This is a genomic window from Bradyrhizobium sp. 18BD (assembly GCF_054185225.1).
The window spans coordinates 73,471-90,724 of record NZ_JAVAYL010000005.1 but is presented as its reverse complement, the minus strand read 5'-3'; the positions used below and the strand labels follow the sequence as shown (position 1 = coordinate 90,724).

Genomic DNA, 17,254 nt, shown 5'->3' with positions numbered 1-17,254 from the left:
CGCTTCCATCCCGGAGCATCGTCGGTTCCAAGGTAGACTCCCGAGATGACTGCATCGCCGCGATTTTTCGGTGGGATACATGCGCTGAGGGCCGTGGCGGCAATTCTGGTCGTCGGCGAACACGCGGCCTATGTCGCAAACCACTACACGCCCATCCGCATGACTTCGTTCGGAGTCGTGCTGTTTTTTGCGATTTCCGGGTTCGTGATCTCGCTGCAGCGAACGAAGAGCTGGACGGACTTCGCGCGGCATCGATTGTTGCGGATCTATCCGAGTTATTGGCTGGCCATGATCGTTGCCGCGATTGGGCTCGCCGCGATTCATTCGCCGGTCAGTGCGAGCGCATCATCGCTGTTGCTGTATCCCTCGACCGTCAGTAACAGCACGCTGACGATTCCCTACTGGACCCTGGCATTCGAAATTATCTTCTACGCTCTGGCGTCCGCCGCTTATCGGGCGCGCCTCAGCGATCGCACCCTGACCATTCTTGCCGCCATCTGGATTGTAGTCGTCAATCTCATTGCGGCCGCGCCTGATGTCGGCAGGTACACCTTTCCAGGCTTTCCCGGCATTTTGTGGTCGCCGGCGGTGCAGGTTTTTCCGATGGGCGTCATCTGCGGGATTCATTTCGACGCCCTCAGAAAGGTGCCCCGGCTGGCAGGGCTTGCAGCGGCACTAGTTGCATTTTGCGTGAGCTTTGCATTTCCCGAGTACAGTTCGCACAAGCTGCTTTTTCTGGGCGTGGCGGCGACGATTCTGTTGCTCGCCGTTGCCGATCTCGATTTGAAATCGCGTCTCGTTGCGACGTTGGGCGATGCGTCATACGGGATTTATTTGCTGCACTTTCCGGCGATCATTATCGCTGTGCGCGTATTGCATGTGCAGGGGCTTGCCTGGCTCCCGCTGTATTTTGCGATCGGTCTGATCGCAGGTTACGCCTTCGGGCTGCTTGATTGCCGGCTCTACCGGTGGCTGGCGGCAAATTCGTCACGAATCTTCCGCTTGCCCACTCGGACGCAGGTGCCGGCACCTGCAACATCCGACGTCATTCAACGCAAGCAAGATCGGCGAAGCTGAACGGTTCGCGAAGTCGAGCAGAGCTTACCGTTCGTCCGCGATCACCTTGCCGTCGTTCGGCAGCGCGCCGGGGCTGACCAGCTCGACGGCGCCGCCGAGCTTCGTCACGGCCCGCAGGCTGCTCGCGATCTCATCACGCAGCGCATCGCTCGCGGCCGACGTTTCCGCCCTCAGCGTCATCGTGTCGGTCTCGCCCTGGCGGGTGACGACGAGACGCAGACGGCCGAGCGCGGAATGGCGCTTGCTGATCTCGGCGATCTGCTCGGGGCGGACGAACATGCCCTTGACCTTGGTGGTCTGGTCGGCGCGGCCCATCCAGCCCTTGATGCGCATGTTGGTGCGGCCGCATTTGCCCGGGCCCGGCAGTGTTGCGGTGAGGTCCCCGAGCGCCAGGCGGATCCAGGGATGGTGCGGATCGAGCGAGGTGACGACGATCTCGCCGACGTCGCCCGGCGTCACGGGATCGCCGGTCCCGGGCCTGACGATCTCCATGATCAGATCCTCGTTCACGACCATGCCGTCGCGCGCCTCGGTCTCGAACGCGATCAGGCCGAGATCGGCGGTGCCGAAGGCCTGGTAGGCGTCGATGCCGCGCGCCTTGATCTCGGCCTGCAGCGACGGCGGGAAAGCCGCGCCCGAGACCAGCGCGCGCTTGATCGAGGAGACATCGCGGCCTGCGGTCGCGGCGGCATCGAGCAGGATCTTCAAAAAGTCCGGCGTGCCGCTGTAGCCGACCGGACGATAGGCCTCGATCAGCTCGAATTGCTGCTCGGCATTGCCCGGGCCGGCCGGGATCACGGCGCAGCCAAGTGCGCGCGCCGAGGCGTCGAAGATGAAGCCGCCGGGGGTGAGGTGGTAGCTGAAGGTGTTGAGCACGATGTCGCCCTCGCGGAACCCGGCCGCGAACAGCGCCCGCGCGCCGCGCCAGGGATCGGCCTGCCGCCCCTCAGGCTCGAAGATCGGCCCCGGGGAGGTGAACAGGCGGGCGAACGACCCCGGCGCTGCCGCCACGAAGCCGCCGAAGGGGGCGGAGGCCTTGTGCAGGGCCGGCAGCTCGGACTTGCGCAGCACCGGCAGGCCCGCCAGCGCCGCCCTGGAGGTCACGGAGGCGGGATCGAGACCCCTGAGCCGCTCCGCATAGGCCGGCGCAGCCATGGCGCTGCGCAGCACGTCCGGCAGGCGGGAGAACAGATCGGCCTCGCGCGCGGCGGCCTCGCGCGTCTCAAGGGCATCGTAATGGGCGGTCATGGCTGATCTTTCCGGGTTGGCATCCGTTGCACGCCGCCGCCGGCATGGGTATCAGACGGCAATGGGCGAGGCTTGAAGAGGACGCGATGGCGGACGAGGAAATCATTGCGGCGGGCGAGGCCGTCGACGTCGTCGCGCGCCTGAAGCGCCGCATGATCGAGGATGCGCTGCCGTTGTGGTCCAGCCTCGGCTGGGACCGTGGCGCGGGCGGCTTCATCGACCGATTGCATCGCGACGGCACGGCGGACGTGGCCGCGCCGCGGCGCGTGTTCGTGCAGGCCCGCCAGATCTGGTGCTACGCCAAGGCGGCGCAGATGGGCTGGTATCCGCAGGGCCGCGCCATCGCGCTGAAGGGGCTGGAGCATCTGCTCAGCAAGGCGAAGGCGCCTGACGGCAAGCCCGGCTATGTGCACCGGCTGACGCCGGAGGGGGCGGTGCTGGACGCGCGGCGCGACGCCTATGACCACGCCTTCATCCTGTTTGCGCTCGCGACCGTCTACGCGCTCGACCAGGACGCGCAGATTCGCGCCGAGATCGACGCGCTGCTCGCCTTCCTCGACGGCCATCTGCGCTCGCCGCATGGCGGCGTCCACGAGAGCTTGCCCGTCTCGCTGCCGCGCCGGCAGAACCCGCACATGCATCTGTTCGAGGCGATGATCGCGTGTTTCGACGCGACCCATGATCTGTCGTTCCAGAACCGCGCCGGCGAGTTCTTCGCGTTGTTCCTCGCCAACCTCTACGACAAGCAGAAGCACATCCTGACCGAGTACTTCGAGGAAGACTGGTCCAAGATCGAGCCGGTCAGCGTCGAGGCCGGCCATCAGGCGGAATGGGTCTGGCTGCTGAAGGGATTTGAACGCATCACGGGATGCCCCACGGGGCAGCGCCGCGCCGAGCTGCTTGAGACTGCGCTGCGCTATCGCGACGAGGCGACCGGCTGCCTCACGGACGAGGGCGATGCCGCCGGTAACATCCGCCGCGCGACGCGCCGGCTGTGGCCGCAGACTGAGATGGCGAAGGCGTGGATCGCGCAGGCCGAATCCGGCGAGGCGGGCGCGGCGGACGAAGCGCGCGCGGCGCTGGTGCGGCTCGAACGGCATTACCTCAGCCATCCCGTGAAGGGCGGCTGGTACGACCAGTTCGATCGCGACGGCAAATCGCTGGTCGACACCATTCCTGCGTCGTCGTTCTATCATGTTCTCTGCGCAGTCACGGAAGCGGACCAGGTGCTGAGTTGAGGCGCTTTTGTTTTGACGCGTTTTCTTCACGCGAACCGGTTCCCACTTCGCTCGAAAACGCTATAGCCACCGTTTGCGCCGCTTAAAACTCTTGAGGTTTTTAAAACTCTTGCGCTGGTCGCCGGCGCCGCCGAGGTAGAATTCCTTGACGTCCTCGTTGTCGCGCAAATCGTCGGCGGTGCCGTCGAGCACGACCTTGCCCTGCTCCATGATGTAGCCGTGGCTCGCCACCGACAGCGCGGCGCGTGCGTTCTGCTCGACCAGCAGGATGGTGACGCCGAGGTCGCGGTTGATCTTCTGGATGATGGAAAACACCTCTTTCACCAGCAGCGGTGACAGGCCCATCGACGGCTCGTCCATCAGGATCATCTTCGGACGCGCCATCAAGGCGCGGCCGATTGCGAGCATCTGCTGCTCGCCGCCGGAGAGATAGCCGGCGAGGCCCGTACGCTCCTTCAGGCGCGGGAAGTAATTGAAAACCATGTCGAGATCGGCATCGACCTCGCGGTCCCTGCGGGTGAAGGCGCCGAGCTTGAGGTTTTCCAGCGATGTCATGTCGGCGACGATGCGGCGGCCCTCCATCACCTGGAAGATGCCGCGCCGGACGATCTTGTCGGGATCAATGCCGTTGACCCGCTCGCCCTCGAACAGGATCTCGCCACGCGTGACTTCTCCGTCCTCGGTCTTGAGCAGCCCCGAGATCGCCTTCAGCGTCGTCGACTTGCCGGCGCCGTTGGCACCCAGCAGCGCCACGATCGCGCCCTTGGGCACGTCGAGGCTGAGGCCGCGCAGCACCAGGATGACGTCGTCATAGACGACCTCGATGTTGCGCACGGCGAGGAGGGGGGCGGGGGCCACGGCCGTTGGCTTGGCGCGGGATGCTTCCAGAGTGTCGGTCATGCGTCATCATTCTCCGCTGTCGTCGCCCGGCTTGACCGGGCGACCCAGTATTCCAGAGGCGCCGAAGCTTCACCGAGAAGCCGCGGCGTACTGGATCCCCCGCCTTCGCGGGGGATGACAGTTGTGCGTATGGTGAGAGCCGGGCTCACCAGCCCAGCAGTTCCGGCTTGCGCGGCAGCTCGACGGTCTTGACCTTCTCGAGCTTAATCGTGCCCTTGGCCATGAGGTCGTTGAGCTCGCCGTCGGTCGCGCCGGAGATCTTGGTGCGGTAGAGATCGACCTTCAGCGTGCCGCGATGGTCCTTGTCGGTCCAGGTCGAGGGATTGCAAACGCCTTCCATGCCGGCGGGCACCCAGTCCTTCTTCTGGTAGAAGCCCTTGGCGACGTTCTCGCCGGTGGCGCCGCCGTTCTTGATAGCCCAGTCGAGCGCCTCCTTCATGTACAGCGCCGAGCAGACTGCGGCGATGTAATGCACGGGGCGATAGACCTTGCCGGTGGGGTCGGAGATCTTGGAGATCTCCATCACCGTCTTCATGCCGGGCGCATCGCCGCCCCAGCTCACCGCGGTGCGCAGCGGGAAGATCACGCCATTGGCGGCGTCGCCCGCGGTCTTGGCGGCGTTCTCATCCATGCCCCAGACATTGCCGAGGAACTGCACCTCGGCGCCGGCGGTCTTGCAGGCCTTCATCACCGAGATGTTGGAGGCCGCGGTGTTGCCGAGATAGGCGTAGTTGGCGCCGGAGGATTTCAGGCTCAGGCACTGTGCGCTGTAGTCGCCGGGCGCGAGCGCGAACACCAGCGGCGGCAGCACCTCGAAGCCGAGCTCCTGCGCCATGGCTTCGCCGGCGGCCTTCGGCGCGTTCGGATAGGGATGGTTGGCGCCCATGTGCACGAATTTCGGCTTGCCGGGCTTGCCCTTGGTCTTCCAGTCCTCGGCCGCCCAGATCAGCATCGCGCGCAGCGAGTCCGAATAGCTCGGGCCGTAGAAGAAATTATAGGGCGCGGGCTTGGCCTTGCCGCTGACGCCTTCGGGGTCGGTCAGCGCCGCGGCGTAGGAGCCGGAGAGATCGGGGATCTTGTCCTGGGCGAGGAAGCCGGTCAGCGCTTCGGTATCTGCGGTGCCCCAGCCCATGATCGCCGCGACCTTGCTGTCCGGTGCCGACCATTTCTTGTACAGCGCGATCGCGCGCGGTACCTGGTAGCCGTAATCGTTGGTATCGACATTGATCTGCTTGCCGCCGACGCCGCCGTTCTTGTTGACCCATGCGAACGTGTCGGCGACGGCCTGGCCGTAGGGCGTGCCGACGTCGGAGGTGCCGCCGGAATAATCGGCGAGGTGGCCGATCGCGATCTGCGCCTGCGCGCTCGCCGAGAATGCGGCGATCACGAGGGCGAGCGATGCGGTGCCTAAAAGGGATTTTTTCTTCATGGGTCGGTTCCTCCTGTTTATTGTTTAAGTGAAGTTGCCCGCGCTCAGTGCGAGAACGGGTAGAGTTTCCAGTACGCCTTGATCTGCCGCCAGCGATGCGCGAGGCCATCGGGCTCGAACATCAGGAAAGCGATGATGATCACCCCGATCGCGATCTCCCGCAGGAAGGTGATGTTGGTGTTGAGCGACAGCGCCTTGTCGATCGCGCCGCCCTTCAAATAGTGGCTGATGAACTCCATCCCCTCGGGCAGCAGCACCACGAAGGCGGTGCCCATCAGCGTGCCCATGATCGAGCCGGTGCCGCCGATGATGATCATGGCAAGGAACAGGATCGAGCGCTCGATGCCGAAACCTTCCTGCGACACCACGAGCTGATAGTGTGCATAGAGCGCGCCGGCGATACCGGCGAAGAAGGCGGCAAGGCCGAACGACAGCGTCCGGTATTTGGTGAGGTTGATGCCCATGATCTCCGCGGAGAGATAATGGTCGCGGATCGCCACCAGCGCGCGGCCGTCGCGCGTGCGCATCAGATTGGTGACGAGGATGTAGCTCGCCAGCACATAGGCCAGCACGACGTAGAAATACTGCTTATCGCCGCGCAGCGTGTAGCCGAAGATCGAGAACGGATTGGCGCTCGCCGGCACCGACCCGCCGGTGAACCACTCGGCGCGGGAGAAGAAGTCGAGCAGGATGTACTGCGCCGCCAGCGTCGCGATGACGAGATAAAGCCCCTTCAGTCGTGCCGCGGGAATGCCGAAGATCAGCCCGACCAGCGCGGTGACCACGCCCGCGAGCGGAATCGCGAAGAACACCGGGATCGGCGCATTGTTCGAGATGTAGGCCGAGGTAAAGGCCCCGAGCAGGAAGAAGGCGGCGTGGCCGATCGAGATCTGGCCGGTGAAGCCGACCAGGATGTTCAGGCCGAGCGCGGCGATCGAGAAGATGCCGATCTGGATCAGGATGCTGAGCCAGTAGCCGCTGAAGAATTGTGGCGCGAGGCACAGCAGCGCCACGCCTGCTATCGCGAAGTTGCGGCTGGTGGAGGTCGGGAAGATCGTGGTGTCAGCCGCATAGGAGGTGCGGAAATCACCAGCGGGGATGAGGGCAGGGCCGGCCATGGATCAGATCCGCTCGATGTCGTGGGTGCCGAACAGGCCGTAAGGCTTGATCATCAGCACGATGATGAGGACGTAGAACGGCGCGATCTCGTAGAGATTGCCCCAGTGCAGATACTCGCTGTCGACATATTGCGCGACGTTCTCGAGCAGCCCGATGATGATGCCGCCGAGCACCGCGCCGCCGACGGAATCGAGCCCGCCAAGGATTGCCGCCGGAAACACCTTGATGCCGTAGGCGGCAAGGCCCGAGGACACGCCGTTGACGACGGCGACGACGACGCCTGCGACCGCGGAGACCGTCGCCGAGATCGCCCAGGCCATCGCGAACACGCTCTTCACGGAGATGCCGAGCGACTGCGCCACCTGCTGGTTGAACGCGGTGGCGCGCATCGCAAGGCCGTATTTCGAGGCGCGGAAGAACCAGGCCATGCCGATCATCATCGCGACCGAGACCACGAGGCTCATGACATAGACCGTCTGGATCTGGAGGCCGAACAGGCCGACCGACTGGCTCTCGAACACGCGCGGGAACGGCTGCGGGTTGACGCCGAACATCCATTTCAGCGTCGCCTGCAGCACGGTGGAGAGGCCGATGGTCACCATGATGACAGAGATAATGGGCTCGCCGATCATCGGCCGCAGGATCAGGACCTGGACCGCGATGCCGAACACGAACATGAACACCAGCGTCAGCGGCATGCCGATCCAGAACGGCACCTGGTATTTGGCGAGCAGCGCCCAACACACCCAGGCGCCGACCAGCAGCAATTCACCTTGCGCGAAATTGACGACCTGCGTCGCCTTGTAGATCAGCACGAACGACATCGCGACCACGCCATAGAGCGTGCCGACCACGAGGCCGTTGACCAGGAGCTGGATGAGGAAGGCGGTGTTCATGTCGGTTCCGTGTTATCTTCGCCTCTCCCCGCTTGCGGGGAGAGGCCGACGCGCGGAACGCGCGGCGGGAGAGGGGGAGTCTCCGCATGCGAGGTGCTGATGAATCCAAGACCGAACGCGCCAGACATTTGCGAACGGCGTTGACGGATGCGGAAGGAAAACTCTGGTATCGCCTGCGCGCCCGTAGGCTGAGCGGCTACAAATTCGTTCGGCAGGAGCCGATCGGCCCGTACACGGTCGACTTCATTTGCCGCGAGGCGCGGTTGATCGTCGAGGTGGATGGTGGCCAGCACGCCGACAGCCGGCGCGACGCCGTGCGCGACAAATGGCTGGCCGATCGAAACTATCGAATCCTGCGGTTCTGGAACAACGATGTGTCGAGCAATCTGGTCGGGGTTCTCGAAACGATTGTCACCGCCCTCGCGGAGGCTCCCCCTCACCCGGATCGCTGACGCGCTCCGGCCTCTCCCCGCAAGCGGGGAGAGGCGAAGGGTAGCACCGTTCGCGACGGATACCTGTCTCACTCCGCGGCCTCCGCCATGTGCCCGTGTCCGCCGAGATCCACGACCCGGAGCGTCGTGCGCACTCTTTGCGTGGTGCCGTCCTGGAAGCGGATCACGGTGTCGACGGGGATGTCGGCATCGCCGCGGTAGATGGCGTCGATGATGCCTTCGTATTTCTCGTTGATGACGCCGCGGCGCACTTTTCGGGTGCGGGTGAGCTCGCCATCGTCGGCGTCCAGCTCCTTGTAAAGCAGCAGGAAGCGCGAGATGCGCTGGGCCGGCGGCAGTGTGGCGTTGACGGTCTCGACCTCCTTCTGGAGCAGCGTATAGACCTCCGGCCGCGAGGCGAGATCGCTGTAGGTCGTGAAGGAGAGGCGGTTCTTCTCCGCCCATTTCGAGATGATGGAGTAGCGGATGCAGATCATCGCGGCGAGCGCGTCGCGGCCGGCGCCAAGCACCACGGCTTCCGCGATATAGGGCGAAAATTTCAGCTTGTTCTCGATGAATTGCGGCGAGAAGCGCTCACCGCGCGAGGTCTCGGCGAGGTCCTTGATGCGGTCGATGACGACGAGCTGGCGGTTCGCGTTGAAATAGCCGGCATCGCCCGACAGCATCCAGCCGTCCCTGATGTCGGCAACGCTCGCCTCGGGGTTCTTGTAATAGCCGAGGAACATGTTGGGATGCCGCACCACGATCTCGCCGACGCCGTGGACGTCGGCATTGTCGATGCGGATCTCGACGCTCTCGGCCATCGGCACGCCGGTCGTGTCAGGGTCGACCTTGCCCGCGGGATGCAGCGTGTAGGCCCCGAGCAGCTCGGTCTGGCCGTAGAGCGTGCGCAGCGGCACGCCCATGGCCTGGAAGAACTTGAACGTATCAGGCCCAAGCGCCGCGCCGCCGGTGGCGGCCGAGCGCAGCCGGGTGAAGCCGAGCCGGTCGCGCAGCGCGCGGAACAGGATCGCGTCGGCAAAACCGGAACGCTTGCCCGCTGCCAGCGCGGCAAGGCCCGACTTCATGCCGATATCGAACAGCCGCTGCTTGAAGGGCGTTGCGTCCATCACCTTGGCGCGGACGTCGGCAGCGATCGATTCCCAGACCCGTGGGGCAAAGAGCACGAATGTCGGCGCGATCTCGCGCAGATCGTTCATCATCGTGTCGGGCTCTTCGACGAAGTTGATCTTCATCCGGCAGAGCAGGCCTTTGCCGAGCACGTAGACCTGCTCCATGATCCAGGGCAGCGGCAGCACCGAGACATATTCGTCGTCGGGGCCTTTGGGGTCGAAGGCGAGATAGGTCGCGCAATGTCCGAGCACGCGGCCGGCGGCGAGCATCGCGAGTTTGGGATGCGAAGTGGTGCCCGACGTGGTGCAGAGGATCGCGACGTCCTCGCCCTTGGTGGCATCGACCAGCCTGTCGTACAGGTCGGGCTCGCGCGTGGCGCGGGCACGCCCAAGCTCGGCGAAAGTTTCCGCCGACATCAGGCGCGGATCGTCATATTTCCGCATGCCGCGCGGATCGGAATAGATGATGTGCTTGAGTTTCGGCACGCGCTCGGCGAGCGCGAGCAGCTTGTCGACCTGCTCCTCATCTTCGGCGAAGACGAGCTGCGCCTCGCCATAGGTGAGGAGATAGGCGGCCTCTTCGTCCAGCACGTCGCGATACAGCCCGAGGCTCAATCCGCCGATCGCATGCGTCGCGACTTCCGCCGCGACCCAGTCCGGCCGGTTGTCGCCGATGATGCTGATGACGTCGTCGCGGCCAAGACCGAGCTCGATCAGACCGAGCGCGAAATCGCGCACGCGGGTGTGGTAGTCGTTCCAGGTGAAGATGCGCCAGAGCCCGAGATCCTTTTCGCGCAGCGCGATCTCGTTGCCGTGCTCCTTCGCGTTCAGCCGGAGCATTTTTGGATAGGTGTCGGCCTGCGCGACGCGGCCCGCATAATCCATCATGCCGCGCTCTCCTGCGCCGGCGGCGCATCGTCGGGATCGACCAGCGTCTCGTCCTCTTCGCCGAGATAGGCGCGCTTGACGTGAGGATCGGCCAGAACGGCACCCGGATCGCCCTCGGCGATCTTGCGGCCGAAATCCAGCACCATGACGCGGTGGGAGATGTCCATCACCACGCCCATGTCGTGCTCGATCATCACCACCGTCATGCCGAACTCCTCGTTGAGGTCGACGATGTAGCGGGCCATGTCCTCCTTCTCCTCGAAATTCATACCGGCCATCGGCTCGTCGAGAAGGATGAGGCGCGGCTCCAGCGCCATGGCACGCGCAAGCTCCACGCGCTTGCGCAGGCCGTAGGAGAGGGTCCCGGCGGTCGCCTTGCGCACCGACTGGAGGTCGAGGAAGTCGATGATCTCCTCGACCTTGCGGCGGTGCGCGAGCTCTTCCTTGCGCGCGCCGGTGAGCCAGTAGAGCGATCCCGTGAGGAAATTGTTCTTCAGCAGGTGATGGCGGCCGACCATGATGTTATCGAGCACGCTCATGTGGTGGAACAGCGCCAGATTCTGGAAGGTGCGGCCGATGCCGAGCGAGGCACGCGCGTTCGGCGTCAGGCCGGTGATATCGCGACCGCCATAGACGAGCTGCCCTTCGGTCGGCTTGTAGCGACCGGAAATACAATTGACGATCGAGGTCTTGCCGGCGCCGTTGGGGCCGATGATCGAGAACAGCTCGCCCTCGTTGATGGCGAAGCTGACATCGGTCAGAGCGCGAACGCCGCCGAATCGCAGGGACACGCCGCGCACTTCGAGACTGGTAGCCACCAAACAAATCCCTCCCGGTGATGGCGCATTCTGCGGCGCTCTTCGTCGGTTTCCTGTCGGGCGATCCTAATACGGCCTTGCCGGCGAGGCCATGCAGCAGATGGTCTCCACCGGAGCCGCGCACTTTCGTTCCTGTTGGGATCAAAAGCCGCATCGCCCGAGGTGGTCCTCAATAGGGGAAAGCGCTATCTTGAAATGTCTCCCGCCTGACAATTCTGCGACAAAGTTTTTCGGGCGGCAGCGGCCTCCGTCTTTCGTCGGATGGCGGTCGAAGCGAGCATGTTGCGTTGCAGCAAAAGGACGGGGTGACGAGACGGTGCGGCTGGCTTCGGGATCATGATTTCAGAGGATCATCTGAAGCGCGTCGCCGCGTGGTCGCGCGAGCTCACGCAAGCGGAGATCGAGGTCGCCCGCTGCGGAATCACCGAGCGGTCCTACGGCACCGGCGAGACCGTGTTCATGCGCGGCGACACGTTCGATTATTGGGCCGGCATGGTCTTTGGCCTAGCCCGGATGGGCGGGGTCTCGCGCGACGGCAAGGAGACCAGCCTGGCCGGGCTGACGGCCGGGGCCTGGTTCGGCGAGGGCAGCGTGCTCAAGAACGAGCCGCGCCGCTATGACGTGGTCGCGCTGCGCAACAGCCGCGTCGCGCTGATGGATCGTACCGCCTTCATGTGGCTGTTCGAGAACAGCGTCGGCTTCAACCGCTTCCTGGTGCGCCAGCTCAACGAGCGGCTCGGCCAGTTCATCGGCATGCTCGAGGTCAACCGGACGCTGGATGCCACCTCGCGTCTCGCCCGCAGCATCGCTTCGCTGTTCAACCCGATCCTCTATCCGGAATCGACGGCGCATCTGGAGATCACCCAGGAGGAGATCGGGGCGCTGTCCGGCATGTCGCGCCAGAATGCCAACCGCGCGCTCAACCGGCTGGAGAAGGAGGGGCTGCTCCGGCTGGAATATGGTGGCGTCACCATCCTCGATGTCGAGCGGCTGCGCGGCTACGGGGATTAGCGCGCATTGGCGGGCGCGTGCACCGGCCAGAGGTCGGCGCGCCAGCGGATTGCAATCGCCAGCATCGCGATGATGCCCGCGACCGCGTAGAGCGATCCTGTCGCGGAATAGCCGATGATGTCGATCAGGCTGCCGGCCGCCAGCAACCCGAGCGGGAGCCCGTAGATCACCATCATGCGCACGCCCATCACGCGGCCGCGCAAATGGGCGCTGGCCGTCCGCATCAGGATCACAGCCGCCGAGATCATCGACATGCTCTGGGCGATGCCGGCGAGCACGAGGCAGGCCATCGCCACCGGCATGGTCCTGATCTCGACGAACACGAGCAGCATCGTGTACCAGGCCAGCGTTGCGCCGATCAGAAGCCGGGCAATGCGCAGCCCGCTGACGAGGCTGAGCGTGATGGAGCCGATCAGCGAGCCGACGGCGAAGCTCGCCGAGAGATAGCCGAGGCCGGTCTGGTCGGTATGGAAGATGTCCCGCGCGACGAAGGGCAGCAGTCCGTGCGTGAACGGAAACGCGGTGAGGTTGGCGAGGAATGCGACGCACAGCGCCGCGCCCATCCCGGGTCCGTTCCACGCGTAAACGATTCCCTCCTTGAGGTCGCGCAGCAGCTTTAAGCTGGCGTGTTCGCCGGTGGCGTGATCCGCTGCCAGTGACTTTGCCGGCCGGGTCACGCACAGCATCAGCGCCGTGGACATGAGATAAAGACAGGCGACCGCCGCATAGACGAGCCCGATGCCGAGCACGGCGAACAGCCCGGCGCCCGTCAGCGCGCCGGCGATGCGCGCGCTGTCCTGCGTTGTCCGCGACAGGCTGATCGCCCCCACCAGCTGCTCGGCCGGCATGATGTCGGCGAGCAGGGCGCTGCGAATGCCGAGATCCGAGGAGCGGATCAGGCCCATGATCGCCACGATGATCATGACGTTGAGCGGTGCCAGATGGCCGGTCAGCGCCAGCGCCATGATGGTCGAGGCGAGCGCCGTATAGGCGAGGCGGAGCACGACCAGGAGGTCGCGGTGACCGATGCGGTCGCCGACCATCCCGAGCACCGGTGCGACCAGCGTTCCGACATATTGCAGCGATGCCAGAATGGTCAGCAGCAGCACCGAACCGGTCTCGACCAGGATGTACCAGCCGAGCACAAGCGTTTCGACCTCGAACGCCCAGGAGGTGAGCAGGTCGGAGGGCCACTGGAAACGATAGTTGCGGATGCGAAATGGTGCGAGCGCCGAACGCCGTGCGGCTGCGCTCACAACGCGATGACGCGTGTCACGGCGCTTCCCTTGCCCTTGCTGCTTCTTGTTTCTGTTCGGCAACGTAGCGCTGGCGATCTGCGTGTCAATCGCAGCCGCCGCGGGCCGCCTCTGCGCCGGGCTCTTACCTCGTCGCAGCTCTCGGCTTGCGCTCTGCGAGCGCCGCTGCCATCGCCGAGATCAGCGGACGCATGAAATAGGCCTCATCCGCGGGCGAGATATCGGTGCGCAAGCCATGCGTGGCGAGTTCGCCCGAGACTGCCGGTCCAACCGAGGCGATCAGCGTGCGCTCGAATCCCGCGCGCAGCTTGGCCTCGCTGCCATGCGCCTTCGCCGCCTCGATCAGGCGGCGGACCTGGCCGAGATTGGTCAGCGCGATGGAATCGATCCGCCCCTCCGCCATATCGTCGATGGCGGCGACGATGTTGGCGTCCGCCGCCTTGGAATCGTAGACGTAAGGCAACACGGTAACGACCTCGGCGCCTTGCGCGGCCAGCGCACCGGTCAGCACGCTATGGTCCTTGTCCGGATAAAGCTGAAGCCCGAGGCGGCGTCCCTTCAGGTCGAGTTTGCCCAGCATCTCGATCACACCCTCGGTGGTCGGCTTCTCCGTGGTCTGCTGGGCCTCGAGCCCGATTTCGCGCAGCGCCTTGCCGGGCTTCGGCCCGCGCGTGAATTTTCGCGTTGTGGCGAGTGCCGCGACAAAGGCCTGGTCGATCTGGCGCGCGCGCGCAAGCTTCACGATCCGCCGCAGACCCTCGCCGGTCATCAGCATGAGGTCGTCAAACGGCTTGTCGATGGTGCGGCGGATCCAGGCCTCGACCGGGGCAGGGTCCGGCGCATCCTGGATGGTGAACATCGGGCATTGCACGACCTCGGCGCCTTGCTCGGCCAGGAGTTTGGAGAACTGCGCCTCCTCGCGGGTTTCCAGGATCAGGATGCGGGTGCCGGTCAAACGGTCGGCCATGGGCGTGCTCCAGTGCAGTGGGCGCTTCATCCTGCCTCCGGGCGTGGGATTGGCGCAAGGTCACCAACGATGATACAGCAAGCTATGCGAGAGTTCCTCAGAATAGCCGTCGTTGTCGTGGCGGTCCTGGCTGCCTATTTCGGATATTTGTATCTGCACCGGCTGGAGTTCTTCGAACCGCGGGTCCGCGACGCACGCGTGCTGATGAGCCTGCTGGACGACTATCACACGACAAAGGGAGCTTATCCGGCTCTCTATCCGGTTCTGCAAAAATATGATGTCCCTGTTGCCGCGGTCACCGAGGTGCTGGCGAACAGCAGCGCGGTATTTGGCTCTCGCGTCAAATTCAGCGATCCCGACCCGGCGGCCCGTTACGTATCGGTCGATGGCAAGAGCTACGGACTGCGCTATCACTTCAAGAAGCCCGGTCTGCCCGCGATGTGCATCGTGGAGGTCGGTGCCCGTAATACGGGCTGGTGGGGACAGCCGCCATCATGTCCCTGGTAATATTGCAGTCATCTAAGAGGTTGGCCCGGCGGCGCTCCCGATGATAGAGCAGGGTGCGAATCCAGATTTTCATCGACTTGTCCAAGGTCCTTGCCCAAAGTTCAGTCAGCGCCATGCCCGATCATCAATATGTTCTGACCCTGTCCTGTCCGGATCGCCCCGGCATCGTCTCGGCCGTGTCGACCTTCCTGGCGAATTCCGGACAGAACATTCTCGACGCCCAGCAGTTCGATGATGTCGAGACCAGGAAGTTCTTCATGCGCGTCGTGTTCACCGCGGCCGATCTTGCCGTGGAACTGTCCGCGCTCCAGACCGGCTTTGCCGCGATCGCCGAGCGTTTCGGCATGGAGTGGCAGATGCGCGACCGCGCCGCGCATCGCAAGGTGATGCTGCTGGTGTCGAAGTCCGACCACTGCCTCGTCGACATCCTCTACCGCTGGCGCACCGGCGAATTGCCGATGACCCTGGCCGCGATCCTCTCCAACCATCCCCGTGAGGTCTATGCCGGGCTCGATTTCGGCAGCATCCCGTTCCACTATCTGCCTGTGACCAGGGAGACCAAGAGCGAGCAGGAGGCGCAGATCCTCGATCTCGTCGCCAAGACCGGAACCGATCTCGTGGTGCTCGCCCGCTACATGCAGATCCTGTCGGATGACCTGTCGGCCAAGCTGTCCGGCCGCTGCATCAACATCCATCACTCGTTCCTGCCGGGCTTCAAGGGCGCGAAGCCCTATCACCAGGCCCATGAGCGCGGTGTGAAGCTGATCGGCGCGACCGCCCATTACGTCACGCGCGACCTCGACGAGGGTCCGATCATCGACCAGGACGTCGAGCGCATCAGCCACCGGGATACGCCGGAGGATCTCGTCCGCAAGGGCCGTGACATCGAGCGCCGCGTGCTGGCGCGGGCGATCCGCTACCACCTCGACGACCGCGTGATCCTCAACGGCCGCAAGACAGTCGTGTTCGTGGATTAGACCTATTGAAGGAGAATGACGTCAATGCTCCGTCGGGTTCCGGCTCCATGAACGGGGCTTGGTCGACGCGCCCGGTCCTGGCGCTGCTGATCGCGCTTTCAGTGGTTGCTTTCTGCGTGTCCGCCGCAAACGTCGCGAAGCTCTATGTCGATTATCGCATCGCCTATGACACCTTTACGCTGACATCGGCCGTGGTCACGGTCGCGATCTTCGCGCCGGTCTTTCTGCTTTTCGTCGTCGCCGAGTTCAGCATTGGCTACCTCGTGGGCTTCTATCTCTGTGGCGCGGTGCTCGGCTATCTGTGGCTGTCGTTCTTCTCGCTTCGCAGCTATGACCACGAGGCGGCAAGGCTGTCCGCGGCGATATCGGTGATCGTCTTCCTCTTGCCGGTGCTGTTCATATCCTCGCCTTTGCCGCAGATTCGAAAGCTGTCCATCAGAGCATTCGACCGCCTGCTCCTGGCGATTCTTTTGGTCTGCGTGGCAACTGTCGCGGTCGGGGCGGCCTATAACTTCAGGTTCGTATCGCCCGGTGAGGCATCCACGCTGCGGACCGACGCGCTTCCGACGAGTCTCAATTATCTGATCGGCATGACGTCGGGCTCGCTCCTGCCGTTCGTGTTCGCATACTGCATCGGGCGGAGGGCTTTCTGGCAGGCAGGCGCAGTCGTGGTGTTGATGCTGCTCTACTACCCGGTCGCCGTCAGCAAGATGACGTTCTTCGCGCCCGTCTGGCTGATCGTGATGGCCGTGCTTGCCAGGTTGTTCGAGGCCAGGATCGTGGTTGTCCTGTCATTGTTGCTGCCGATCCTGGCGGGCGTGCTGATGTTCACCTTCCTCGGTGGCCAAGGTCCGGTTGTCAGATTCGTGGGTGCCTACCACTTCCTGGTGAACTTCCGCTTGCTCGCGGTTCCTTCGCTTGCACTCGACCTCTACAACGAGTTCTTCTCCCAGCATGAGCTTACCCATTTCTGCCAGATCAAATTGTTGAAGCCCATCATCGGCTGCCCTTATCAAGACCAGTTGGGGGTAGTGATGTTGAATTACTTTCCGGGCGGCGGGACCTACAACGCTTCGCTACTTGCGACCGAGGGAATCGCCTCCGTGGGCTGGTTGTATGCGCCGGTCACAGTCTTCCTGTGTGGTCTGGTGATCGCCTTCGGCAATCGCGCTTCGGCCGGCTTGCCGTCGTCGTTCGTTCTGGTCTCCGGCGCCATGCTTGCGCAAAATCTCCTGAACGCCCCGCTTTCGACGACCTTGCTGACGCATGGCGGAGTTTTGCTCTTTTTGCTTTGGTACCTGATGCCGCGGGAAGCGTTGTTCGCCCGCAGCGAAGAACGCTAACGCACTGAGGTTATCG

General features: G+C 64.1%; 16 protein-coding genes. 7 read left to right on the top strand and 9 right to left on the bottom strand.

What is annotated here, in order from left to right:
* Window positions 1-45: 45 nt before the first annotated feature.
* Entirely contained in the window at window positions 46-1,077 is a 1,032-nt protein-coding gene (locus tag RAD16_RS10985) for an acyltransferase family protein (protein WP_458157885.1), read from the top strand.
* Between the two features lie 24 nt (window positions 1,078-1,101).
* Here the strand turns inward: RAD16_RS10985 and RAD16_RS10980 are convergent, their stop codons facing one another.
* On the bottom strand, window positions 1,102-2,325 hold the full coding sequence (locus tag RAD16_RS10980) for a phenylacetate--CoA ligase family protein (RefSeq protein ID WP_458157884.1): 1,224 nt from the start codon (window positions 2,323-2,325) through the stop codon (window positions 1,102-1,104).
* 86 nt (window positions 2,326-2,411) lie between these two features.
* Here RAD16_RS10980 and RAD16_RS10975 point away from each other — a divergent pair, with 86 nt between their 5' ends.
* On the top strand, window positions 2,412-3,563 hold the full coding sequence (locus RAD16_RS10975) for an AGE family epimerase/isomerase (RefSeq protein WP_458157883.1): 1,152 nt from the start codon (window positions 2,412-2,414) through the stop codon (window positions 3,561-3,563).
* Window positions 3,564-3,623: 60 nt separating this feature from the next.
* On the opposite strand, the gene RAD16_RS10970 is transcribed toward RAD16_RS10975, so the two are convergent.
* From RAD16_RS10970 to RAD16_RS10955, 4 genes are all read right to left on the bottom strand, one after another.
* On the bottom strand, window positions 3,624-4,463 hold the full coding sequence (locus RAD16_RS10970) for an ABC transporter ATP-binding protein (RefSeq protein ID WP_458157882.1): 840 nt from the start codon (window positions 4,461-4,463) through the stop codon (window positions 3,624-3,626).
* A 145-nt stretch (window positions 4,464-4,608) separates the two neighbouring features.
* On the bottom strand, window positions 4,609-5,892 hold the full coding sequence (locus tag RAD16_RS10965) for an ABC transporter substrate-binding protein (RefSeq protein WP_458157881.1): 1,284 nt from the start codon (window positions 5,890-5,892) through the stop codon (window positions 4,609-4,611).
* A 44-nt stretch (window positions 5,893-5,936) separates the two neighbouring features.
* On the bottom strand, window positions 5,937-7,010 hold the full coding sequence (locus tag RAD16_RS10960) for a branched-chain amino acid ABC transporter permease (protein WP_458157880.1): 1,074 nt from the start codon (window positions 7,008-7,010) through the stop codon (window positions 5,937-5,939).
* Window positions 7,011-7,013: 3 nt separating this feature from the next.
* Window positions 7,014-7,907 carry a branched-chain amino acid ABC transporter permease gene (locus RAD16_RS10955; protein ID WP_458157879.1) on the bottom strand — a complete coding sequence of 298 codons (894 nt, stop codon included), beginning with the start codon at window positions 7,905-7,907 and terminating at the stop codon, window positions 7,014-7,016.
* A gap of 86 nt (window positions 7,908-7,993) precedes the next feature.
* Between RAD16_RS10955 and RAD16_RS10950 the strand changes: the two genes are divergently transcribed.
* Entirely contained in the window at window positions 7,994-8,359 is a 366-nt protein-coding gene (locus RAD16_RS10950) for an endonuclease domain-containing protein (RefSeq protein ID WP_458157878.1), read from the top strand.
* Between the two features lie 68 nt (window positions 8,360-8,427).
* Here RAD16_RS10950 and RAD16_RS10945 read toward each other — a convergent pair whose 3' ends face one another.
* Window positions 8,428-10,359 (bottom strand): AMP-binding protein, encoded by a 1,932-nt coding sequence (locus RAD16_RS10945; protein WP_458157877.1) that lies wholly within the window; start codon window positions 10,357-10,359, stop codon window positions 8,428-8,430.
* Window positions 10,356-11,177 carry an ABC transporter ATP-binding protein gene (locus tag RAD16_RS10940; protein ID WP_458157876.1) on the bottom strand — a complete coding sequence of 274 codons (822 nt, stop codon included), beginning with the start codon at window positions 11,175-11,177 and terminating at the stop codon, window positions 10,356-10,358. Before RAD16_RS10940 ends, RAD16_RS10945 begins: the two co-directional genes overlap by 4 nt.
* Before the next feature lie 336 nt (window positions 11,178-11,513).
* Here RAD16_RS10940 and RAD16_RS10935 point away from each other — a divergent pair, with 336 nt between their 5' ends.
* Window positions 11,514-12,188, top strand: coding sequence for a Crp/Fnr family transcriptional regulator (locus tag RAD16_RS10935; RefSeq protein WP_458157875.1), 675 nt, complete (start codon window positions 11,514-11,516; stop codon window positions 12,186-12,188).
* On the opposite strand, the gene RAD16_RS10930 is transcribed toward RAD16_RS10935, so the two are convergent.
* Together RAD16_RS10930 and RAD16_RS10925 are read right to left on the bottom strand one after the other, a co-directional pair.
* Window positions 12,185-13,444 carry an MFS transporter gene (locus tag RAD16_RS10930; RefSeq protein WP_458157874.1) on the bottom strand — a complete coding sequence of 420 codons (1,260 nt, stop codon included), beginning with the start codon at window positions 13,442-13,444 and terminating at the stop codon, window positions 12,185-12,187. The genes RAD16_RS10935 and RAD16_RS10930 overlap by 4 nt on opposite strands.
* Before the next feature lie 124 nt (window positions 13,445-13,568).
* A complete protein-coding gene (locus RAD16_RS10925) occupies window positions 13,569-14,411 on the bottom strand; it encodes a uroporphyrinogen-III synthase (RefSeq protein ID WP_458157873.1) in 843 nt (280 codons plus the stop codon).
* A gap of 84 nt (window positions 14,412-14,495) precedes the next feature.
* Here RAD16_RS10925 and RAD16_RS10920 point away from each other — a divergent pair, with 84 nt between their 5' ends.
* From RAD16_RS10920 to RAD16_RS10910, 3 genes are all read left to right on the top strand, one after another.
* Window positions 14,496-14,918 (top strand): hypothetical protein, encoded by a 423-nt coding sequence (locus RAD16_RS10920; protein ID WP_458157872.1) that lies wholly within the window; start codon window positions 14,496-14,498, stop codon window positions 14,916-14,918.
* A gap of 113 nt (window positions 14,919-15,031) precedes the next feature.
* Complete coding sequence (gene purU, locus RAD16_RS10915; protein WP_458158185.1) at window positions 15,032-15,895, top strand: formyltetrahydrofolate deformylase; 864 nt, start codon at window positions 15,032-15,034, stop codon at window positions 15,893-15,895.
* Window positions 15,896-15,900: 5 nt separating this feature from the next.
* The gene (locus RAD16_RS10910) at window positions 15,901-17,238 is read left to right on the top strand and encodes a hypothetical protein (protein ID WP_458157871.1); all 1,338 of its coding nucleotides are present in this window, start codon (window positions 15,901-15,903) and stop codon (window positions 17,236-17,238) included.
* The last annotated feature ends 16 nt before the right edge of the window (window positions 17,239-17,254 follow it).